Source organism: Pantoea sp. JZ2 (genome assembly GCF_035191405.1).
GTDB classification, from domain to species: Bacteria; Pseudomonadota; Gammaproteobacteria; order Enterobacterales; family Enterobacteriaceae; genus Pantoea; species Pantoea stewartii.
Map to the genome: position 1 here is coordinate 105411 of NZ_CP045247.1, position 22654 is coordinate 128064.

The 22654-nt window shown below is 54.6% G+C and carries 18 protein-coding genes; 7 read left to right on the forward strand and 11 right to left on the reverse strand.

Going from position 1 to position 22654, the window contains the following annotated elements; all coding sequences use genetic code 11:
- The first annotated feature begins 17 nt into the window (after nucleotides 1-17).
- On the forward strand, nucleotides 18-1391 hold the full coding sequence (hemN, locus tag GC087_RS00480; RefSeq protein WP_324029414.1) for an oxygen-independent coproporphyrinogen III oxidase: 1374 nt from the start codon (nucleotides 18-20) through the stop codon (nucleotides 1389-1391).
- Between the two features lie 36 nt (nucleotides 1392-1427).
- Here hemN and glnG read toward each other — a convergent pair whose 3' ends face one another.
- From glnG to glnA, 3 genes are all read right to left on the reverse strand, one after another.
- Nucleotides 1428-2837 carry a nitrogen regulation protein NR(I) gene (gene glnG, locus GC087_RS00485; RefSeq protein WP_006121329.1) on the reverse strand — a complete coding sequence of 470 codons (1410 nt, stop codon included), beginning with the start codon at nucleotides 2835-2837 and terminating at the stop codon, nucleotides 1428-1430.
- A 7-nt stretch (nucleotides 2838-2844) separates the two neighbouring features.
- Nucleotides 2845-3894 (reverse strand): nitrogen regulation protein NR(II), encoded by a 1050-nt coding sequence (glnL, locus tag GC087_RS00490; RefSeq protein WP_033738029.1) that lies wholly within the window; start codon nucleotides 3892-3894, stop codon nucleotides 2845-2847.
- 194 nt (nucleotides 3895-4088) lie between these two features.
- Nucleotides 4089-5498: a glutamate--ammonia ligase gene (gene glnA, locus GC087_RS00495; protein WP_006121331.1), complete on the reverse strand. Its 1410-nt coding sequence runs from the start codon at nucleotides 5496-5498 to the stop codon at nucleotides 4089-4091.
- 432 nt (nucleotides 5499-5930) lie between these two features.
- Between glnA and typA the strand changes: the two genes are divergently transcribed.
- The 5 genes from typA (at nucleotide 5931) to fabY (ending at nucleotide 10890) form a co-directional block, all read left to right on the forward strand.
- Nucleotides 5931-7754, forward strand: a complete 1824-nt coding sequence (typA, locus tag GC087_RS00500) for a ribosome-dependent GTPase TypA (RefSeq protein WP_006121332.1) — start codon at nucleotides 5931-5933, stop codon at nucleotides 7752-7754.
- A gap of 225 nt (nucleotides 7755-7979) precedes the next feature.
- A complete protein-coding gene (gene yihX, locus GC087_RS00505; RefSeq protein WP_006121333.1) occupies nucleotides 7980-8576 on the forward strand; it encodes a glucose-1-phosphatase in 597 nt (198 codons plus the stop codon).
- A gap of 3 nt (nucleotides 8577-8579) precedes the next feature.
- A complete protein-coding gene (locus GC087_RS00510) occupies nucleotides 8580-9449 on the forward strand; it encodes a virulence factor BrkB family protein (protein ID WP_033738033.1) in 870 nt (289 codons plus the stop codon).
- Nucleotides 9446-9883, forward strand: a complete 438-nt coding sequence (dtd, locus tag GC087_RS00515) for a D-aminoacyl-tRNA deacylase (protein ID WP_006121336.1) — start codon at nucleotides 9446-9448, stop codon at nucleotides 9881-9883. Before GC087_RS00510 ends, dtd begins: the two co-directional genes overlap by 4 nt.
- 59 nt (nucleotides 9884-9942) lie before the next feature.
- Nucleotides 9943-10890 (forward strand): fatty acid biosynthesis protein FabY, encoded by a 948-nt coding sequence (gene fabY / locus GC087_RS00520; RefSeq protein ID WP_033738037.1) that lies wholly within the window; start codon nucleotides 9943-9945, stop codon nucleotides 10888-10890.
- A 32-nt stretch (nucleotides 10891-10922) separates the two neighbouring features.
- Here fabY and GC087_RS00525 read toward each other — a convergent pair whose 3' ends face one another.
- The 7 genes from GC087_RS00525 to gmk all read right to left on the reverse strand — a co-directional run bounded on the left by GC087_RS00525 (nucleotide 10923) and on the right by gmk (nucleotide 20037).
- Entirely contained in the window at nucleotides 10923-12602 is a 1680-nt protein-coding gene (locus tag GC087_RS00525) for an AsmA family protein (protein ID WP_172912710.1), read from the reverse strand.
- A gap of 118 nt (nucleotides 12603-12720) precedes the next feature.
- The gene (locus GC087_RS00530) at nucleotides 12721-14094 is read right to left on the reverse strand and encodes a nucleobase:cation symporter-2 family protein (protein WP_394515237.1); all 1374 of its coding nucleotides are present in this window, start codon (nucleotides 14092-14094) and stop codon (nucleotides 12721-12723) included.
- An 83-nt stretch (nucleotides 14095-14177) separates the two neighbouring features.
- Nucleotides 14178-16256, reverse strand: a complete 2079-nt coding sequence (gene recG, locus GC087_RS00535) for an ATP-dependent DNA helicase RecG (RefSeq protein ID WP_033738042.1) — start codon at nucleotides 16254-16256, stop codon at nucleotides 14178-14180.
- The gene (trmH, locus tag GC087_RS00540) at nucleotides 16253-16954 is read right to left on the reverse strand and encodes a tRNA (guanosine(18)-2'-O)-methyltransferase TrmH (protein ID WP_006121342.1); all 702 of its coding nucleotides are present in this window, start codon (nucleotides 16952-16954) and stop codon (nucleotides 16253-16255) included. The genes recG and trmH overlap by 4 nt, the downstream gene beginning before the upstream one ends.
- A 3-nt stretch (nucleotides 16955-16957) precedes the next feature.
- A complete protein-coding gene (gene spoT, locus GC087_RS00545) occupies nucleotides 16958-19063 on the reverse strand; it encodes a bifunctional GTP diphosphokinase/guanosine-3',5'-bis pyrophosphate 3'-pyrophosphohydrolase (RefSeq protein WP_006121343.1) in 2106 nt (701 codons plus the stop codon).
- A gap of 20 nt (nucleotides 19064-19083) precedes the next feature.
- Nucleotides 19084-19359, reverse strand: a complete 276-nt coding sequence (gene rpoZ / locus GC087_RS00550) for a DNA-directed RNA polymerase subunit omega (protein ID WP_003851346.1) — start codon at nucleotides 19357-19359, stop codon at nucleotides 19084-19086.
- Nucleotides 19360-19413: 54 nt separating this feature from the next.
- Nucleotides 19414-20037, reverse strand: a complete 624-nt coding sequence (gmk, locus tag GC087_RS00555) for a guanylate kinase (RefSeq protein WP_006121348.1) — start codon at nucleotides 20035-20037, stop codon at nucleotides 19414-19416.
- Between the two features lie 241 nt (nucleotides 20038-20278).
- Between gmk and ligB the strand changes: the two genes are divergently transcribed.
- Nucleotides 20279-22048 carry an NAD-dependent DNA ligase LigB gene (gene ligB, locus GC087_RS00560; protein ID WP_164482760.1) on the forward strand — a complete coding sequence of 590 codons (1770 nt, stop codon included), beginning with the start codon at nucleotides 20279-20281 and terminating at the stop codon, nucleotides 22046-22048.
- Here the strand turns inward: ligB and GC087_RS00565 are convergent.
- Entirely contained in the window at nucleotides 21962-22579 is a 618-nt protein-coding gene (locus GC087_RS00565) for a trimeric intracellular cation channel family protein (protein WP_006121350.1), read from the reverse strand. The two genes, ligB and GC087_RS00565, sit on opposite strands and share 87 nt — an antisense overlap.
- Nucleotides 22580-22654: the final 75 nt, after the last annotated feature.

The window sequence follows — 22654 nt, forward strand, 5'->3', positions numbered from 1 at the left end:
AAACGGAAGGAGTCAGCATGTCAGCGTCACAAATCGACTGGGACCAGGCATTAATTGAAAAATACAATGCGGCGGGTCCGCGCTATACCTCTTATCCCACCGCGCTAGCGTTCAGCGAGACCTTTACAGACGCTGATTTTCACCGTGCCACTGAACGTTATCCGCAACGCGCGCTGTCGCTCTATGTTCATATCCCGTTCTGTCATCGCCTGTGCTATTTCTGTGGCTGCAATAAGGTTGTCACGCGTCACTTACATAAAGCCGACCGCTATCTGAACGCGCTGGAACAGGAGATTGTCGCCCGCGCGCCACTGTTTCGTGATCGTCGCGTCACTCAACTGCACTGGGGCGGCGGCACGCCGACATTTTTGAATAAGCAGCAGGTTAGCCGGCTGGTGGCGCTGCTGAAAAAGCATTTCACCTTCGAGGATGACGCGGAGATGTCGATCGAGGTCGATCCGCGTGAAATTGAACTGGAGATGATCGATCATCTCCGGACGTGCGGTTTTAATCGCCTGAGCATGGGCGTACAGGACTTTAACAAGGCGGTGCAGGAACGAGTTAACCGGGTGCAGGATGAGGACGTGATTTTTGCCCTGATGGCACGGGCACGTGAGCAGGGGTTTCGTTCAACCAGCATCGACCTGATTTACGGTCTGCCGCTGCAAACGCCGGAAAGCTTTGCCTTTACGCTGCAGCGGGTTATCGCGCTGGATCCCGATCGACTGAGCGTTTTTAACTATGCGCATCTTCCGTCACTCTTTGCCGCACAGCGAAAAATTAAAGAAAATGAACTGCCCTCGGCGCAACAGAAGCTGGCCATCCTGCAGCAGAGCATTACAACGCTGACCCGGCATGGCTACCAGTTCATCGGTATGGACCACTTTGCTAAACCGCAGGACGAGCTGGCGGTGGCTCAGCGCGAGGGGAACCTGCACCGCAATTTTCAGGGTTATACCACCCAGGGCGACTGCGATTTACTCGGTCTGGGTGTCTCCGCCATTAGCATGATCGGCGATCGCTACGCGCAAAACCAGAAAAGCCTGAATGACTGGTACAGCCAGGTTGAAAAACAGGGCCATGCCTTATGGCGGGGATTCACGCTCAGTCAGGACGATTGCCTGCGCCGCGATGTGATCAAAACGCTTATCTGCAACTTTGCGCTCGATTTCAGCGCGACAGAAACGCAGTGGAATATCACCTTCGACAGCTATTTTGCCGAAGAGCTGGCGCGGTTAAAACCGCTGATTGCGGATGGGCTGGTGGTGCAAAACGCGACAGGCCTGAAAGTGACAGGAACAGGACGACTGCTGATTCGCCATATTTGTATGTGTTTTGATGCTTATCTGCGACAAAAGACGCAACCGCAGCCCTATTCGCGTGTGATTTAACCGCCGGAACAGCACAGGCTGTTCCGGCGGAATGGCTTATTCCATGCCCAGTTCTTTCAGCTTACGCGTCAGCGTATTCCTTCCCCAACCCAGCAAACGCGCGGCTTCCTGTTTGTGACCCTGCGTGTGGCGCAGTGCAGTCGTCAGAAGCGTGCGTTCCATTTCCGGCTGTGCTTCTGACAGCAGGTTTTGATGACCGGAACGCAAGGCACGATCGGCCCATTGTGCCAGCAGGGTTGCCCAGCTGTCGGGAAGCGACTGCGTGGGGCTTTCCGGCGTACTGGATTCGAATAACTCCGGTGGTAAATCCTGAATCAGCACTTCCTGACCGGCGGCCATCACCGTTAACCAACGGCAGGTATTCTCCAGCTGACGCACGTTACCCGACCAGTGCAAACGGGTCAGCGCGGTCTCGGTCTCCGCATGCAGGATCTTGGCTTCCACACCAAGCTCGCGTGCGGCCACCTGCAGGAAATAACGGGCCAGACGGGGAATATCTTCACGACGCTCACGCAGCGGCGGCAAATGTACGCGGATGACATTCAGGCGGTGAAACAAGTCTTCACGGAACTTGCCTTCCTGTACCCGCAGTTCAAGGTTCTGGTGCGTAGCGGCAATGATGCGCACGTCCACTTTGACCGGTGCATAGCCACCGACGCGGTAAAACTGCCCGTCTGCCAGTACGCGCAGCAGGCGCGTCTGAACATCCAGCGGCATATCACCAATTTCATCTAAAAACAGCGTCCCGCCGTCGGCCTGTTCAAAGCGTCCCTGACGAATCTGATTCGCACCGGTAAAGGCCCCTTTTTCATGGCCAAACAGTTCCGACTCAATTAAATCCTTAGGGATCGCCGCCATGTTGAGGGCAATAAACGGCGCTTTACTGCGAGGACTGTGGCGGTGCAGTGCGTGCGCTACCAACTCTTTACCTGTACCCGATTCCCCGTTGATCAGCACGCTAATTGACGAACGGGAGAGACGGCCAATAATACGGAACACGTCCTGCATGGCGGGCGCTTCACCGATAATATCGGTGGTGGGGCCGCTTACCGGTTGATTACGTGGCTGCTGTTGCTCCTGATAGTGACTGATGGCACGTTCAACCAGCGCGACCGCTTCGTCGATATCGAACGGTTTGGGCAGGTAATCGAACGCGCCTTGCTGATAGGCGCTTACCGCGGCATCCAGGTCGGAATGCGCTGTCATGATGATGACCGGAAGCATGGGATGGCGCTGCTTGATTTGTTTTAGCAGAGCCAGCCCGTCCATACCCGGCATACGGATATCAGACAATAAAACGTCCGGGGTTTTTGTTGCGAGTGCATTGAGCACGTCGTTCGCGCTGTCAAAAGTGGCACAGCTTAAACCGGCTCCAGTGAGCGCGCGTTCAAGCACCCAGCGGATGGAGCTATCGTCATCGACGATCCAGACTATCCCTCGTTGCATAGAAACCTCACTGGCGAATAGGCAGGTAAACCGAAAACTCGGTATGACCCGGCCAACTGTTGAACTCAATTTTTCCCGAATGCTGATCAATCAGGCTACGGGCAATAGAAAGGCCTAAGCCGGTACCGCCTTCCCGTCCGCTTACCATTGGATAGAACAGCGTATCCTGTAGCTGGGCTGGAATACCGGGGCCGTCATCTTCGATATCAATGCGGGCAACCAGACGATAACGTGTGCCATGCAGTGTTAACTGGAAGGCTGTACGGGTTCGAATCACGATTGTGCCGCCGTCTTCGCCTAACGCCTGCAGCGCATTGCGCACGACGTTCAGCAAAACCTGCTCAATCTGATCGGGATCGTGCGGTAATTCCGGCAGGCTGGGATCGTAATCGCGAACCAGAGATACGTTTTCTGGCAGCTCCATCGAAACCAGGTTAACGACACGTTCCGCTACCTGATGAATACTCTGGGTAATATGCATACCGGGCTGTTGCGGCCCCAGTAAGCGATCAACCAGATTTCGCAGGCGATCTGCCTGTTCAATAATGACTTTGGTATATTCATTCAGGGCAGGGTCCGGCAGGGCGCGTGACAAAAGCTGCGCCGCGCCGCGCAATCCACCTAGCGGGTTTTTAATCTCATGGGCCAGCCCGCGGACCAGATCGCGTGCGGCCACCTGCTGAGCATGCTGCAGCTGTTCCTGACTCAGGCGACGCTGATTATCCATCGGTGCCATTTCCAGCAGAATCAACCCATCAGGCAGGCGCTGTGCCGTGAGCGACATAATGTGCGCCCGGCCATCCACGACCAGAGTAACTTCGCTGTCAGTAAAGCCCTGGCCCGCCTCAAGACTCTCGCGCATGACCTCGACATTCAGCGAAAAGTAGCCGGTTAATTCAGGTAACGGCGTGCCGAACAATTTACGTGAGCTTTGCGCCAGTAATTGCTGTGCCGCCGGGTTGGCATAATGGATCGCCAAATCGGTATCCACCAACAAAATACTGTTGATTAAGGTATTGAGAATCTGCCCGGCGTCGGGCAGGGAGGCAGTTGCCATACAGCGTTCCTCTGCACTAATTTAGTGCATTGTAGTCTTTAAGCCGGAATTAAAGCGAATGAACGATGAATTCGCGGAGAAAAAAGCCCATCCGAAGATGGGCTAAAGTTTCCACGGCAACAAAAAAACGTTTCAGGTTAAGCGTGCCGCAATTGCAATCTTTCAATGCGGCACCCATTTTGCTGACTCTGAAATTAGACGCTGTAGTACAGTTCGAACTCAACCGGATGTGGCGTCATGCGCACACGGTCGTTCTCTGATTTACGCAGCTCGATGTAAGCATCGATCGCGTCGTCAGTGAAGACGCCGCCACGGGTCAGGAACTCGCGGTCTTCGTTCAGTGCATTCAGCGCTTCTTCCAGTGAACCTGCAACTTTTGGAATCTCAGCTTCTTCTTCCGGTGGCAGGTCATACAGGTTTTTATCCATCGCATCACCAGGATGGATTTTGTTGATGATGCCATCCAGGCCAGCCATCAGCAGTGCAGTAAACGCCAGGTACGGGTTAGCCGCTGGGTCCGGGAAGCGCGCTTCAATACGACGTGCTTTCGGGCTGGCAACAACCGGGATACGGATTGATGCAGAACGGTTACGGGCAGAGTAAGCCAGCATAACCGGTGCTTCATAACCCGGAACCAGACGCTTGTAAGAGTTGGTGGTTGGGTTGGCCAGGGCGTTGATTGCTTTTGCGTGCTTGATGATACCGCCGATGTAGAACAGCGCGGTTTCAGACAGGCCGCCGTATTTGTCACCAGAGAACAGGTTTTGTCCGCCTTTAGACAGAGACATGTGGCAGTGCATACCTGAACCGTTGTCACCAAACATTGGCTTCGGCATAAAGGTTGCCGTTTTGCCGTAAGCATGCGCCACGTTGTGCACAACATATTTGTAGATCTGAATTTCGTCAGCTTTTTTGGTCATGGTATTGAAGCGGGTTGCCACTTCGTTCTGACCCGCTGTCGCAACTTCGTGGTGATGAGCTTCAACAACCAGACCCATTTGCTCCATTGTCAGACACATAGCAGAACGGATGTCCTGTGATGAATCGACCGGTGGAACCGGGAAGTAGCCGCCTTTCAGACCTGGACGGTGACCTTTGTTACCGCCTTCGTATTCTTTGCCGGTGTTCCAGGCCGCTTCGATATCATCGATAGCGACGTGCGAACCAGAGGTTGACGAACCGAAACGGATATCGTCGAACAGGAAGAATTCTGGCTCGGGTCCAAACAGAACGGTATCAGCGATGCCTGAAGAACGCAGATAGTCTTCAGCGCGCTTTGCGATAGAGCGTGGATCGCGGTCATAGCCTTGCATGGTGCCAGGCTCAAGGATATCACAGCGAATGATCAGTGTTGAATCTTCAAAGAACGGATCCATAACTGCCGTGGTTGCATCCGGCATCAGTACCATGTCTGATTCGTTAATGCCTTTCCAGCCGCCGATGGAAGAGCCATCGAACATTTTGCCTTCTTCGAAGAAGTCAGCGTTAACCTGGTGAGCCGGAATAGTAACGTGCTGTTCTTTACCTTTGGTATCGGTAAAACGCAGGTCAACAAACTTAACTTCGTGCTCGTTCATCATCGAGAGAACGTGTTCAGCGGACATACTCAACTCTCCTGGAAATGGTCATTGTCTACATGGTGAGAACCGGGTGAGGAAATGTGCGACATGTGTCAGCCATACCTCAGTCTGATCCCGGCCAGCTCTGCAACCGTTGTCTTACGTCGTTTTCATCTGGATAATACAAAGCGAATTCTGTGCCAACTTTATTTCTTTGCACAAAATCGCGCTGTCATGCACCTTTTTGTCATAAAAGACGTGCACCATGATAGTTGCACTGCACTTTTTATGTGCATTGGCGTTGAAAATGAGCACCATTGTGGTGCAAAACATCATTGCAGTGCAATTTTTGCACGGCTATTAGTGCGATTTTGCGACAATGCAATAAACTTTCAGTGAAAAGTGTGATCGTGTTCAGTCTCCCGCTTAATCCGTGTACAATACCGCGTTATTTCTAATGCCTGAGGCAAAAAAGCTGTGATCGAAAATTTGCGTAACATCGCCATCATCGCGCACGTTGACCATGGAAAGACCACCCTGGTTGATAAACTGCTGCAACAGTCTGGTACTTTTGATGCCCGTACTGAAGCCACCGAGCGCGTGATGGACTCCAATGATTTGGAGAAAGAGCGTGGGATTACCATCCTCGCAAAAAATACCGCCATTAAATGGAACGACTACCGTATCAACATCGTTGATACCCCAGGACACGCCGACTTCGGTGGTGAAGTTGAACGCGTAATGTCTATGGTGGATTCGGTACTGTTGGTTGTAGATGCGATGGATGGCCCTATGCCGCAAACCCGCTTCGTTACCAAAAAAGCGTTCGCGCATGGTTTGAAGCCGATTGTGGTTATCAACAAAGTTGACCGCCCTGGCGCACGTCCTGACTGGGTTGTTGATCAGGTGTTTGACCTGTTCGTTAACCTGGATGCAACGGACGAGCAGCTCGATTTCCCTATCATTTTCGCCTCTGCGCTGAATGGTATTGCCGGTCTGGATCACACCGACATGGCTGACGATATGACCCCGCTGTATCAGGCAATCGTTGACCACGTTTCACCTCCACAGGTTGAAGTCGAAGCGCCGCTGCAGATGCAAATCTCTCAGCTGGACTACAACAACTATCTGGGCGTGATCGGTATCGGCCGCATCAAGCGCGGTAAAGTGAAGCCTAACCAGCAAGTCACCATCGTAGACAGCGAAGGCAAAACCCGTAACGGTAAAGTGGGTAAAGTGCTGACTCACCTGGGGCTGGAGCGTATTGACAGCGACCTGGCAGAGGCGGGCGACATCATTGCGATCACCGGTCTGGGTGAACTGAACATTTCTGACACCATTTGCGATCCGCAGAATGTGCAGGCGCTGCCAGCCCTGAGCGTGGATGAGCCAACGGTAACCATGTTCTTCAACGTCAACACCTCACCGTTCTGCGGTAAAGAAGGTAAGTACGTGACCTCACGTCAGATCCTTGAGCGTCTGAACAAAGAACTGGTTCACAACGTGGCACTGCGTGTGGAAGAGACCGAAGATGCTGACGCGTTCCGCGTATCGGGCCGTGGTGAGCTGCATCTGTCTGTACTGATCGAGAACATGCGTCGTGAAGGTTTCGAACTGGCGGTATCCCGTCCGAAAGTTATCTTCCGCGAATTCGAAGGCCGTAAACAAGAGCCATTCGAGAACGTGACGCTGGATATCGAAGAAACGCATCAGGGTTCCGTTATGCAGGCCATGGGCGAGCGTAAAGGCGACCTGAAAAATATGGATCCAGATGGCAAAGGCCGCGTACGTCTTGACTACGTCATCCCAAGCCGTGGTCTGATCGGTTTCCGTAACGAATTTATGACCATGACATCAGGTACAGGTCTGCTGTACTCCACCTTCAGCCACTACGACGATATTCGTCCGGGCGAAGTGGGTCAGCGTCAGAACGGCGTTCTGATCTCTAACGGCCAGGGTAAAGCGGTAGCGTTCGCCCTGTTCGGTCTGCAGGATCGCGGTAAGCTGTTCCTGGGCCATGGCGCGGAAGTTTATGAAGGCCAGATCATCGGTATTCACAGCCGTTCTAACGACCTGACCGTGAACTGCCTGACCGGTAAGAAGCTGACTAACATGCGTGCCTCCGGTACTGACGAAGCCACCACACTGGTTCCACCGCAGAAAATGACGCTGGAACAGGCGATCGAGTTCATTGATGATGACGAACTGGTCGAAGTTACGCCTCTGTCAGTGCGTATCCGTAAACGTCACCTGACTGAGAACGACCGTAAGCGTGCTTCACGCGGCGGTAAAGACGCCTAATCGCGTAGTAATAAAGCCCCGTTTTAACGGGGCTTTTTTTTGTCCGGGGTTTTTACCAGCTCAGTTAAATCCAGTCTAAACCAGCCTGTAACTTCTTCTTTGTCCCCTTCCCACTTTGTCCTGTCGTACCTTAATTTAAAGTGTGTAATTTTCTCGTCCGGGCCGCCTGTTCAGGCCGCACTTTTACCGCTAGAGTGAATGATCCAGGGAACCAAAGGAGGCACCATGCTGTATATCTTTGATTTGGGCAATGTGATTATCGATATCGACTTTAACCGCGTGTTGGGCGTCTGGAGTGACCTCAGCCGCGTACCGCTGGCATCGCTTCAAAGTCATTTTCAAATGGATGCGGCTTTTGAGCAGCATGAGCGCGGTGAAATCAGCGATGAAGCCTTTGCAGAAGCCTTATGTGAAAAACTGGAGATTGCGCTGAGCTATGAACAGTTTGCCGCGGGCTGGCAGGCTATCTTTGTGGGAGTGCGTCCGGATACGCTGGCGCTGATGAATCAGCTACGCCAGGCAGGACATCGGGTGGTGATATTGTCGAATACCAATGCACTGCATTGCACCTTCTGGCCGACCCAGTATCCTGATGTGCAGCAGGCGGCTGACAAGATTTATCTGTCCCAGGAACTGGGCATGCGTAAACCTGAAGCCCGCATTTATCAGCACGTACTGGATGCGGAAGGATTCAGTGCCGATCAGGCCGTCTTCTTCGACGACAATGCCGCCAATATTGAAGGTGCGCGCGCATTAGGCATTACCAGTGTGCTGGTGACCGACAGTAAAACCGTGCCCGACTGGTTCGCGGGTCAGCCTTAAGCCATGAAGTTACATCGTTTTCGCCCCAGGTTTCATGCCTTCTGGCTGTGGCTTAAGCTGCTCTGGAAGCGTATTGATAATGATGCCATGACGACACAGGCGGGCAACTTGGCCTTTGTGTCGCTACTGGCGCTGGTGCCGCTGATCGCCGTAGTTTTTGCGCTGTTTGCCGCGTTTCCTGTGTTTTCTGATATCAGCGTCCAGCTTAAAAACTTTATTTTTGCCAACTTTATGCCTGCTGCGGGGAACACGTTGCAGCGTTACCTTGAGCAGTTTGTGGCTAACGTGCACCGTATGACCGCCGTGGGCGCCGTGGGGCTGATTGTCACGGCGCTGCTGTTGATGCATTCTGTCGATTCGGCTCTGAATGCTATCTGGCGCAGTCATAAAAAGCGCCCGCTGGTCTATTCCTTTGCCGTCTACTGGATGATATTGACGCTTGGGCCGTTGCTGGCTGGTGCCAGTTTAGCCATCAGCTCTTACCTGCTGTCGCTGAAATGGATAAACGTGACGGGGGTGACCAGCCTGGTCGATCAGACGCTGCGTTTCTTTCCCTTGCTTCTGTCGTGGCTGTCATTTTGGTTGCTGTACAGTATTGTCCCAACGCAGCGGGTGCCTTCTCGCGATGCGCTGACGGGGGCGCTGGTCGCCGGGTTACTGTTTGAACTGGGGAAAAAGGGGTTTGCGCTGTATGTTACGATGTTCCCGACGTATCAGTTAATCTATGGCGTGCTGGCGGTGATCCCCATTCTTTTCCTGTGGGTGTACTGGACCTGGTGCATCGTTTTGCTCGGTGCCGAAATTACGGTTACCTTAGATGACTATCGCCAGTTCAAACGGCAGGAAAGAGAAAAAGAACGAGAGGACGGATGATTGCTTTAATTCAACGCGTTCAGCGTGCCAGCGTCAGCATTGATCATGCGGTCGTGGGTGAGATCGGGCAGGGATTATTAATTCTGTTAGGCGTTGAAAAAGGTGATGACGAAAAGCGCGCTGAACGACTGGCGGAGCGCGTACTGGGCTACCGTATTTTTAGCGATGAACAGGGCAAAATGAACCTGAACGTCAAACAGGCTGGCGGAAGCGTGCTGGTGGTATCACAGTTCACCCTGGCTGCCGATACGCAAAAGGGCATGCGGCCCTCTTTTTCCGGTGGCGCCGCGCCGCAGGAAGCGGAGCGGTTATATGAGTATTTCAGCGCGTGTTGTCGCCGTCATGATGTCACGACCGCCAATGGCCGTTTTGCTGCCGATATGCAGGTTGCTCTGGTCAACGACGGTCCGGTGACGTTCTGGTTACAGGTATGACGCCTCATTTCGCACGGCTTAGCCTCGGCAACCCCGCCTCAGAACGAGAGAACCATTTTATGTATCATCTTCGTGTGCCACAAACGGCGGAAGAGCTGGATATGTATTATCAGTTCCGCTGGGAAATGTTACGAAAGCCGCTGCATCAGCCTCAGGGTTCTGAACGCGATGCCTGGGATGCATTAGCGCATCATCAAATGGTGGTGGATGAACAGGGCAAGCCGGTTGCGGTAGGACGGCTCTATATCAATGCTGATAACGAAGCGGCTATCCGTTTTTTGGCCGTTCATCCCACCGTACAGGGCAAAGGCCTCGGCACGCTGGTGGCGATGACGCTGGAGTCCGTTGCGCGTCAGGAAGGTGTGAAGCGCGTGACCTGTAGCGCACGAGAAGATGCGGTGGCGTTCTTCGCTAAACTTGGCTACCTGAATCAGGGCGAGATTACCGCACCGCAGACGACGCCGGTGCGCCACTTTCTGATGATCAAGCCGGTTGTCACACTGGACGATATTCTGCACCGTGCGGACTGGTGCGGGCAGTTACAACAGGCCTGGTATGAGCACATTCCTCTGAGTGAAAAAATGGGCGTGCGCATCCTGCAATATACCGGGCAGAAGTTTATTACCACCATGCCGGAAACCGGCAACCAAAATCCGCACCATACGTTGTTTGCCGGAAGCCTGTTTTCACTGGCTACGCTCACCGGCTGGGGGCTGATCTGGCTGTTACTGCGGGAGCGCCATCTGGGCGGCACCATTATTCTGGCCGACGCGCACATACGCTACAGTCGTCCGATTACCGGTAAACCCGGTGCTATTGCCGATCTTGGCTCACTGAGTGGCGATCTTGATCGACTGGCGCGCGGACGCAAAGCCCGTGTTCAGCTTGAAGTGCAGCTGTTTGGCGATGATGAGTGTGGCGCGGTATTTGAAGCGGTTTACATCGTGTTGCCGGTGGATCCCGACGGACCACTGGAAGAGGGCGGCTCCGGCGCGCGTATCAATTAAATCACAGGGCCGCTATTGCGGCCCTGTGTGCGTTAGCGGACCTGTCCGGCCTGCATGCTCTGCTGTAGCTGCTGGCTGTCTGTGGTTACGGACAGTGTCGCGTTAACCGACGGGGCCAGCGGCTGATTCGCTTTCAGTGAGGCGTTCAGGCGCAGCTGCAAATTGCTGTCGCCCTGCAAGGGAAGCGCCGGCCAGCCCCAGTTTTGCAGAACATTAACGGGCACGCCGCGTCCCGTCAGGTTCAGGTTGACAGGTCGATCAGCCTGCTGCCCTATGGTCGCCGTGCCTTCCAGCAACCCTTTACCACTAAACGCACTGAGCTCTGTTACCTTAATTTGTTGTTCGTCAGCCTCCAGTGCGACAGAAGGATGACGTAAATCCGTACGATTGAAGGTCGACTCCGCCGCGTTCAGACTCAGCTTACCTGACCAGATTCCCCATTGATGCTGACGGGCCAGCTGCAGATTTTCGCCGCTGCCATCCAGTGAAGTGAGCTGGAAAGGGAAGGCCGGATTAATATCGATCAGTAAATTGCGGTTCGAGGTAAAGCGCGTCACGGTTACGGCATCCAGCCAGTCAGGCAGGGCATCCTGCCATAACGCCCGCCAGTTCTGAGGCAAGGTATATTCCAGCCCGGCCACCGCCAGATTATTCAGCGTTAACCGTTTATCCTGACGTGACCAGTTGCCGTCAGCCCGGATAACGCCATTGGCCCAGCGCGAGCTGAACTGCGTCAGGGCAATCCCCTGAGGCGAGAAATCCATGTTGATGATGGGATCGTTAAGTTCGAAGCGCCCGTTAATAAAGTTACCGGCATTCATGGCCAGCGATCCGTCCTGGCTCTGCCAGTCCCGGCCCTTCCAGCTCAGATTTTTCAGCGTCAGATCGAGATCGGTCACCGCCCAGTCAGGGCCCTGGAGCCGGGCATCGGTAATATCAACCCGGTTGAGCGTAACTGAGGGTACTTCTTCAAACGGTTTCAGGAAATCGACAAGCGTATGCGCCGTTTGCAGACGGATATCGTTCAGACGCAGTTGATTAATCTTCCAGTTACCCTGCGCGTCGCGCTCACCGTTACCGGTCATTGAACCGCGTACTAAGTCCGCCCCAATGTTGCTAAATACCATGCGGCCCTGGGACACATTACCCTGAATCAGCACGTTTTCACCGTCAACGCTGTTGAGCGTCATCCTGGCCGCGCTCATCTGGAACTGCGCATCACGACCCAGCAAATCACCGGCCTGCGGATGCCAGGGCACAATGCCGCCATTCACCTGCTGTGCCGCCAGCGGTAGCGCTGAGGCAGGGCTGTCGATGCGCATGTTGTTTAACTGCAGGCGGTTTGCCTGCATGGGCAGTGCGCTTTTGTTCGCCAGGTTAGCAAGGTTTACCTCGCCGTCGCGTAATTCTATGCTGGCAAAATGAAACGGATCGCTGAACTGTAACAGGGCGATGCCAAGGTCGACGCGTTTGGCCACCAGTACGGCAGGCTGGCCGTCATGACCAAAGCTGAAGTCATCCAGAATAATGTGCGTAGGTGAAGAAAAATTGTGCTCAATTTTGCTCAGCGACAGATGCCATTCTGTTTTATCACTCACCCAACGGCTAAACCAGCCCGCGCCCCACTGAGTTTGCAGCAGAACATAGACGACGATCAGCGCAAACAGCAGCAGTAACAATAAGGTGAGGAAAAACTTTCCTATAAATTTCATCGTATCCTTCCCGGGTTCAGTCCGCTGAAAGGTTGTTATGCCTGAATTATCGTTATAGCTCAACCGCCTGGATGTAAATCAGCCGAAATAGCAGGCGGGTTGCCGCCTGCCTTGAACGTTACTTTTCGGGTGGGAAGATAAGATTCAGCACAATCGCGGTAATCCCACCCGCAGCGATACCGGAAGAGAGTAACGTTTTCAGCCAGTCGGGTGCAAATTGCAGAATCAGGGGCTGCTGGGAAACACCGAGTCCTGCTGCCAGCGACAGCGCGATAATCATGATAGCCCGGCGATTCAGCGGCTCCCGGGAAACGATACGGACACCGGATGCGGCGATTGTGCCAAACATCACAATCGTAGCGCCGCCCAGCACGGGCTCAGGAATGTGCTGTACCAGTCCGCTCACTGCCGGGAACAGTCCCAGCAGGATCAGCATCAGCGCGACAACAAATCCCACGTAGCGGCTGGCAACGCCAGTCAGCTGAATCACGCCATTATTCTGGCCAAAGCAGGAGTTAGGAAAGGTATTAAACAGGGCAGATACAAAAGAGTTCAGGCCGTTTGCCAGCACACCGCCTTTCAGGCGCTTCATGTATAACGGGCCGCTGACCGGCTGTTCAGAGACATCCGAAGTGGCGGTGATGTCCCCAATGGTTTCCAGCGAGGTCACCATAAAGACCAGCATCAGCGGGATCAGCAGATTCCAGTCAAATCCCAGGCCGTAATAGAGCGGAGTGGGGAATGCCACGATCGGCTGTCCGGCAGGCGTGCTGATGGTGGGTAGCATGCCCATTGCCCAGGCCAGCAGGTAGCCTACCGCCATCGCAATCACCAGCGACGCAACGCGCAGATAGGGGTTTTTCTGGCGATTCAGCAGGATAATCACCACCAGCACGGCACCGGCTAACAGCAGATTTTTCGGCGCGCCGAAGCTGTGATCGTTCATCGCAGCAAACCCGCCGCCGATAGAGGTAAGGCCGACCTGAATCAGGGATAAGCCGATAATCATCACCACAATACCTGAGACTAACGGCGTGATGATGCGGCGTGCCAGATGCAGCACGCGCGACAGCACCATTTCCGTACAGGAGGCTACCATCAATGTACCAAACAGCGCCGCCATCATTGTGGGTACGTCCGCGCCGCCATTTTTCAGCGCCATTCCCCCCATAATCAGCGGTGTGACAAAGTTAAAGCTGGTGCCCTGAATGGAGAGTAACCCTGAACCGATCGGTCCCCAGGTTTTGATTTGCAGTACCGATGCCACACCGGACGCGAACAGGGACATGCTGATAATGTGCTGTGTATCCTGCGCCGGTAAACCGAGCGCCTGGCAGATGAGCAGCGCGGGCGTGATCACCGCAACAAACATCGCCAGAAGATGTTGTCCGGCTGCAAACAAGGTTTGTGTTAGCGGTGGACGATCTTCCAGGCGATAGATCAGTTCACTTTTACTGGCGGTGGTGGGGGCTGGTTGCTGTGTGGTCGACATCGTCATGGTTCCCAAAAAAAGTGAGGCGATTGTAATCGTCCCCGGATCAAAAGCAAACGTTTGCTCACGGTTGCAAAAAAAGGTCAGGCGTTGCTGTAGCGGCCGGTTTCGGGCAGCCAACGCTCAATCAGCGCCTGCGCCTGCTCAGGATAATGTTCGTGAATATGACGAGCGACGCGCTGGACTTCAGGGATCATGGCCTGATCGCGCAGCAGATCGGCAACTTTAAACTCCGCATTACCGGTCTGGCGCGTTCCCAGTAGCTCCCCCGGACCGCGAATCTCTAAATCATGCTGAGCAATCACGAAACCGTCATTGCTGTCACGCAACACCTGCAAACGCTTCTGGGCCGTCTTGCTCAGCGGCGCTTTGTACAGCAGAACACAATGAGAGGCGACCGCGCCGCGTCCTACGCGACCACGTAGCTGGTGCAGTTGCGCCAGGCCAAGTCGTTCCGGATTTTCAATAATCATCAGGCTGGCGTTCGGCACGTCCACACCGACTTCGATGACGGTTGTAGCAACTAACAGCTGGATTTCGTTGGCTTTGAAAGCCTGCATGACCGCCAGCTTCTCCGCTGGCTTCATACGGCCATGAACCAGCCCGACCTGCAAATCAGGCAGCGCCACTTTGAGTTCTTCCCATGTGGCTTCCGCAGCCTGAGCTTCCAGCAGGTCTGACTCTTCAATTAACGTACAGACCCAGTAAGCCTGACGGCCCTCGTGACAGGCCTTTTGCACACGCTCAATGATCTCATTACGACGACTGTCAGGGATCGCTACGGTGGTCACCGGTGTTCTGCCTGGCGGCAGCTCATCAATGGTTGAGGTATCAAGATCGGCGTAGGCGGTCATGGCCAGCGTGCGCGGGATCGGCGTCGCTGTCATGATGAGCTGGTGGGGATGAAAACCCTGCTCTTCTCCTTTTTCCCATAACGCCAGTCGCTGATGTACGCCAAAGCGGTGTTGCTCATCAATGATGACCAGCGCCAGCCCGTTAAACTTCACCTGCTCCTGGAACAGGGCATGCGTGCCGACCACCATCGCAACCTGCCCGCTGGCAATCGCCTCTTGCTGGGCCTGTCGCGCTTTGCCCTTTTGTTTGCCCGCCAGCCAGCCGACCTCAAGGCCAAGCGGTGCCAGCCACTGGCGAAAATTATTGGCGTGTTGCTCAGCCAGTAACTCTGTAGGTGCCATCAGGGCCACCTGCTTACCGTGGGCGATAACGTTCAGCGCGGCGAGCGCGGCAACCAGGGTTTTACCTGAACCGACGTCTCCCTGTACCAGGCGCAGCATGGGGAAGTCATTCGCTAAGTCTTTTTCGATCTCTGCGACAACGCGTTTTTGGGCTGCCGTGGGGGAAAACGGCAGGGCGGCCAGTAACCGGTCACTCAATGTATGCCGGGCAGGCATCGGCAGGGCGTAATGGCGCTGTGCGCCGGCCCTGACGGCCAGCATACTGAGGTTATGCGCCAGCAGTTCTTCCAGAATCAGCCTGCGCTGTGCGGGATGCTGCCCACTCTCGAGTTCGCTGAGTTTGAGGTCCGGCGGCGGGCGGTGCAGCGTGCGAAGGGCTTCAGGCAGGCTTAACAGCCCGCCGCTTAACGCCTGCGGCAAAAGTTCTGTGATGGCACAGCTATCCAGCAGGGTTAAAGCCTGATCGGTCAGGCTGCGCAGGGTCGCCTGACGAATGCCCTCGGTCGTGGAATACACGGGCGTCAGCGTTTCTTCCAGCGTGACATGGCTGTGCTCGCCCTGTACGCGGTATTCCGGATGGATGATTTCTGCGCCGCGCTGACCGCGTTTGATTTCGCCGTAAGCGGTGACGCGTCGGCCCGGTGCGAGGCTGTTTTTCATGCCGGCATTGAAGTTGAAAAAGCGCAGCGTTAAAACGCCACTGCCATCCCCGATCTGACAGACCATCATGCGCCGACGGCCAAAGGTGATATCGGTATGCAGGACTTCGCCTTCCACTGTCGCCCAAATGCCGGGCAACAGGTCGTTAATGGCATATAACTGCGTACGATCTTCATAACGCAGAGGAAGGTGAAGCAGTAAATCCTGAATGGTGTGCAGGCCGATTTTAGCCAGCTTTGCTGCCTGACTGGCGCCGACGCCGGTCAGGGTACTGAGCGGGATGGCATCCAGCAGACGGCCTTTCATTTCTGACGTCTGCCCGTTGACTGCATGGCGGCCCACCAACTCTCATCGGCTTCAATGTCACCCTGCGCGTTAATATGGGGATAAGGCATCCGCTTATGTTTTGCCACGCGCGCCAGAACGGGATAGCCGCCCTCAAACAGCAGACGCTGTTGCTCTTTCTCTGCCAGGAGGCTGGACTGACGACGGTACATGCCAGCATTCTGCCGCTGGCGCTGGGCTTCATACAGAATCAGGGCAGAGGCAACGGAAACGTTAAGCGACTGGACCATACCCACCATCGGGATAATGATATGGTGGTCGGCCAGCGCCAGGGCTTCATCGGTAATGCCCGTTTTTTCCTGACCCATCAAAATGCAGGTAGGTTTGGTGTAGTCAATCTCACGAAAATCCACAGCATCCGCCGACAGGTTCGTCGCCAGTATCTGCATGTCTTGCGTTTTGAGGTGGCTAATCGCGTCGCTGATTGAGCGGTGCGTTACTACGTTTACCCAACTGTTGCTGCCAGCCGAGGCTGAGGCCTGCGTTCGCATGCGTTGGCCTGGCCATACGGCATGGACTTCATGGATACCGACAGCATCCGCGGTGCGAATGACAGCAGAAACATTGTGCGGCTTATGTACCTGCTCCATGCAGACGGTAAGGTCGTGCTGGCGCAAGGCCAGCATTTCCTGAATTCGGGCAAAACGTTGAGGATTCATGCACTAGTTACGGTTGCGGTGAACTTTAATCACATCCGGCATCACACGGATTTTACGCATGATATTGGCCAGGTGGACGCGATCGCGTGCGGTCAGACGAATAAAAGCACTGTAAACACGGCCATCGCGTTCTTCCGTATTCAGGCTCTGAATATTGGAGCCCGCCGTATTGATGGCGGCCGTCAGGTTGGCCAGTGCGCCCTGGTGGTTAAACATATCCACCTTTATCTCTGCGACAAACTCCTGCTCTGTAACTTTATCCCACTCCACAGGCATGAATTTTTCGGGCTCTTTTTGGTAGCCACGAATATTGCGACAGGATTCATGGTGAACGACCAGGCCCTTGCCCGGGCTGACGTGGGCAACGATAGGATCGCCTGGAATGGGGCGGCAGCATTTTGCAAAGGTAATGAGGACGCCGTCTGCCCCTTTAATCGGCAGCTTGCCTTGTTTTTTGTTGTTGAGCGCGCTGGTGTCGGTCTGCAACAGGTTCTTGGCGACGACCACGCTCATGGCATTACCCAGGCCGATTTCGGCTAACAGATCGTCCAGTGAGGTCAGCTTCATCCGATCAAGCTCCTGCTTGATGTTTTCGGCTGGCACCTCCGCCAGTTTACGACTGCCACCCAACGCATGGCTGAGCAGGCGACGCCCCAGATTTACCGAGTCTTCGCGCTTCAGGTTTTTCAGCAACTGACGAATCTTCGCGCGGGCTTTGGAACTGACGACAAAGTTGAGCCAGGCCGCGTTAGGACGCGCACCAGGCGCTGTGATGATCTCGATGGTCTGGCCGCTGGTAAGCGGCTGCGACAGCGGATAAGGCTGGCGATCAACGCGCGCGCCAACACAGGCATGACCGATATCGGTATGGACCGCGTAGGCAAAATCGACAGGCGTTGCCCCGGTAGGCAGCTCGACGATGCGGCCTTCCGGTGTAAAGACATAGATTTCATCCGGGAAGAGATCGGATTTGACGCTTTCGATGAATTCAAATGAGCTACCGGCACTTTGTTGCAGCTCCAGCAGGCTTTGCAGCCAGCGTTGCGCACGCACCTGCGCGGTTGTGCCGCTTTCACCGGCCTGTTTATAGGCCCAGTGTGCCGCCACCCCCATTTCGGCCATCTGATCCATATCTTCGGTACGGATTTGTACCTCAACCGGCACGCCATGCGGCCCGATCATAGAGGTATGCAGCGATTGATAGCCATTAGCCTTGGGGATAGCAATGTAATCTTTGACCCGGCCCGGACGCGGCTTATATAAGCTGTGCATCTGGCCCAGTACGCGATAACAGGTATCCAGATCTTTCACGATGACGCGAAAGGCATAGATATCCATGATCGAGTGAAAACGCTGCTCTTTCAGCGTCATTTTGCGGTAAATCGAGTAAAGGTGCTTTTCGCGACCACTTACCCGGCAGGGAATACCGGCTTCCTGCAAACGGCCGTCGATTTCAGAGAGGATTTTTTGAATCATCTCTTTACGGTTGCCGCGGGCCGCTTTCACGACCTCTTTAATTACCCGAAAACGGTTCGGATAGAGCGCTTCAAAACCCAGCTCTTCCAGTTCCGTTTTAAGGTGATGAATACCCAGGCGGTGCGCCAGTGGGCTGTATATTTCCAGCGTTTCCAGCGCGATGCGACGACGTTTATCAGGGCGTAAGGACCCGAGCGTACGCATGTTGTGGGTGCGGTCAGCCAGCTTGATGAGAATAACGCGGATGTCCTGCACCATCGCCATAATCATCTTGCGGAAGTTTTCTGCCTGCGCCTCTTTTTTATCACGGAACTTCAGCTTATCCAGCTTCGAAACGCCTTCAACCAGTTCAGCTACGCTTTTGCCAAACAGTTGTTCCATGTCCTGATAGGTCGCTGGCGTATCTTCAATGACGTCGTGCAAAAGCGCGGCCATGAGGGTTTCATGGTCGAGCTTCATTTCCGCCAGAATGCACGCCACCGCAACAGGATGGGTAATGTAAGGCTCACCGCTGGAGCGTGTCTGTCCCTCGTGGGCATCACGTGATACGAGATAGGCTTGCTTGAGGCGCTTGATCTGGTCCTCAGGCAAGTATTGTTCAATCAGTTGATTGAGACTTTCAAACAGATACAAGGTTGACCTGCAGTTCGCGGTTAACGACGACCTTCAGCGATAGCGGTAACGGCCTGTAACTCAGCGGCTTCCTGCTCTTGCTGCTCCTGACGATCACGCACATCTAAAATCTGATTGGTGACCAGACCTTCTTCGATTTCGCGCAATGCGATAACGGTCGGTTTATCGTTCTCTTCCGGAACCAGCGGATCTTTGCCGCCTACCTGCATCTGACGTGCACGACGTGCAGCGACCAACACCAGGTCAAAACGATTACCAACTTTTTCTACTGCGTCCTGAACGGTTACGCGTGCCATAGGTGTGCTACTCCACAGATGAAGAAATGACTCGGCATCATACTGAAACTGGGTTCAGACTGCCAACAGTTTGCTGATTAAAGCATCATGGCGCGCTTTCTGGCGGGCCATGCGCAGACGTTCTGCACGAATAATGGTCTTCAGATCGGATAACGCCAGATCAAAATCATCATTCACAATTAAATAATCGTATTCGCCATAGTGGCTCATTTCGGCCACGGCTTGCGCCATACGACGGGCAATCACCTCTTCGCTGTCCTGACCGCGGCCGCGCAGGCGACGATCCAGCTCTTCTTTAGAAGGAGGCAGGACAAATATACTGCGCGCGTCGGGCATTTTAGCGCGAATTTGCTGTGCGCCCTGCCAGTCTATATCAAGGAAAACATCGACGCCGGTTGCCAGCACCTGTTCGATCGCCTTGCGCGACGTGCCGTAGTAGTTATCGAAAACTTTCGCGTGTTCAAGGAAAGCATCTTCCGCAATCATTTTTTCAAACTCATGCTTTTGCACAAAGAAGTAATGCTCACCGTGCGCTTCACCGGGGCGCATGCCGCGAGTGGTGTGCGAAACAGACACTTGCGTATCGTACAGCGGCTGCGTTTTTAACAGTGCCTGAATAAGGCTGGATTTTCCTGCGCCGCTAGGAGCAGAAACAATATAGAGCGTACCTTGGGCCATGATGTTCTTGAATTGATTAATTGCGGAGTCGATTTCCTGCACAGTATACACGGCTTCCCCGCGCCACGCAGCGTTTGCACCGCCCTCATCACGAAAAGTTTATGCGGGGTGCGCCGCAACCACTGTTTCGCAGGCTGTAAATAGGTATTCATTTTCCAGGAGGCGTTCCAGAACCGGGAAGCGGGGCTGGCTGAACCGGCTGTTTTGGCGGTTGAATATCCTAAACATCAGGAGGTCAGGGATGAAAGGATGCTTAGCCGCCGGGCTGCTCATAACAGCCAGCACATTTTCCGCGTTTGGGGCGCTGTGCCCGACCTGGACGCCGGGTCGAGCGGCAAAGGAGATTGACCATTTACAACAACAGCTCCGGCAGTGGGACGCGGCGTATTATCAGCAAGGCCATTCACCCGTGGCCGATGCCGACTACGATAGCCTGCAGACGCGGCTCAATCACTGGCAACGCTGCTTCAGGACGGGTGAGAAAGAGGATGTACCGGTATTGCCCAACGATGGCACGCGCTGGCATCCCGTTGCGCATACTGGTGTCAAAAAGGTTTGGGATAAGCGTGCTTTAGGCTATTGGATGCAGCCACGCCGGGATCTCTGGGTGCAGCCCAAAGTCGATGGCGTGGCCGTTTCGCTGGTCTATCGGCACGGGAAACTGGTGTCATTCATCAGTCGTGGCGACGGCTTACACGGTGAGGAGTGGGTCGAAAAAGCCAGGCTGATCCCTGCTATTCCGCTGGAGATTGACAGCGATGAAGAGAGCGTGGTTTTACAGGGCGAACTCTTTTTGCAGATGACCGGTCATCACCAGGCGGTTGACGGCGGGAAGAATGCCAGGGCTCTGGTCGCAGGCGCAATGTTGCGTAATGACGCCACACCGCTTTTGACACAACTGGGCATTTTTATCTGGGGATGGCCTGACGGACCTGATGCCATGCGGGAAAGACTGACGCGTTTATCGGATTGGGGGTTTAGCCTTGCCCGTCAATGGAGTCAGCCTGTTCAGGATGAAGAGGACGCGGCTGAATGGCGCGAGCGCTGGTTTCACGCGCCACTGCCTTTTGTAACCGATGGCATTGTTGTGCATCAGACGGCCCGGCCTGCAGGCAAACACTGGCGGCCCGGTGAAGGCGAGTGGGCTGTCGCCTGGAAATACCCGCCTCCTGAGGTCAGCACTGAGGTCCGTTCCGTTGATTTCTCAATCGGGCGAACGGGAAAAATCGCGGTCGTACTCAACCTGCAACCCGTTCAACTGGATGACAAAATCGTCAGGCGAGTCAGCATCGGCTCACTAAAACGCTGGCGAGAGCGGGACATTATTGCGGGCGACCAGGTGACGGTCAGCCTTGCCGGCCAAGGCATTCCACGTCTGGATCGCGTTATCTGGCGCGTTGCGCAACGTGACTATCCTGAGCCGCCTCAGACGGATCGTTTCACGTCGCTGAGTTGTTATGTTTTAGCACCGCAGTGCCATCGTCAGTTACTGGCGCGCCTGAGTTGGTTGAGTCAAAAATCGGTGCTGAATATTGCGGGCGTGCAACGCAGCACCTGGCAACGGTTACTGGAAACGGGTTTGATTACACATCTGTTTGCGTGGCTGGCCTTAACCCCCGAACAGATCGCGACAGCAGCGAGTATTTCACCCGAAAGAGCGCAGCAAATCTGGCATCAATTCAGTTTGACCCGTCAACAGCCTTTGCGCCGCTGGGTTAGCGCGTTAGGTGTGGCGTTGCCACAAAAGGCGCTACTGTCATTGGCCGACGGCGACTGGGAAAGCATTCTTGCCCGTGATAAACAGGCCTGGCAATCTCTGCCGGGCGTTGGCGCACGCCGGGCAGAGCAGATTACGTCGCAGTTTCAGGATGCCGGGCTCAGAGCGTTAATCCACTTTTTGCAGCAGCAGGGCATTCCTTCTTCATCAGTGCTCAGGATGAGGGTAATTGAAGATGGGCAGCCCGAGACGGAATCTCAGCGCCAGCAGACGCGCAAAGAAGCCGAAGAGTAAGGTGATAATCACCACTGCTTCATGCGGCAGCGGCGTTTTCAGGAGCAGGATATACATCCAGCCCGCTGCAAAAGCGATGCCGGCGTACAGCTCTTTTTGGAACACCAGTGGGATGCGGTTACAAAACATATCGCGTAAAACGCCGCCAAAGACGCCTGTGATCACGGCGCTGATTGCGGCGATGATCATGGCGTGGCCTGAGTCCAGTGCCACCTGCGCGCCAATAATCGAAAATACCACCAGGCCCAGCGCATCCAATACCAGAAACACTTTGCGCAGGTGCGTCATTAGCGGTGCCAAAAAAGTCGTTACTACAGCGGCAGCGGCCACGATCATGATGTACTCAGGATGTTTGACCCAGCCAAGCGGATAGTGCCCCAGCAATATATCGCGCACGGAGCCTCCGCCTATCGCGGTAACGGAAGCAATGATAATGACGCCGAACAGATCCATTTTACGGCGACCTGCGGCAAGCGCACCTGTCATCGCCTCGGCGGTGATCCCAATAATATAAAGAACAGTAAGTAACATAGCAGGCTCCAGGAAAACGGCGGCAAGGCTACGCCACTGACAAAAACGGCGCGACTGAGTTTTTCTGTTATTAAG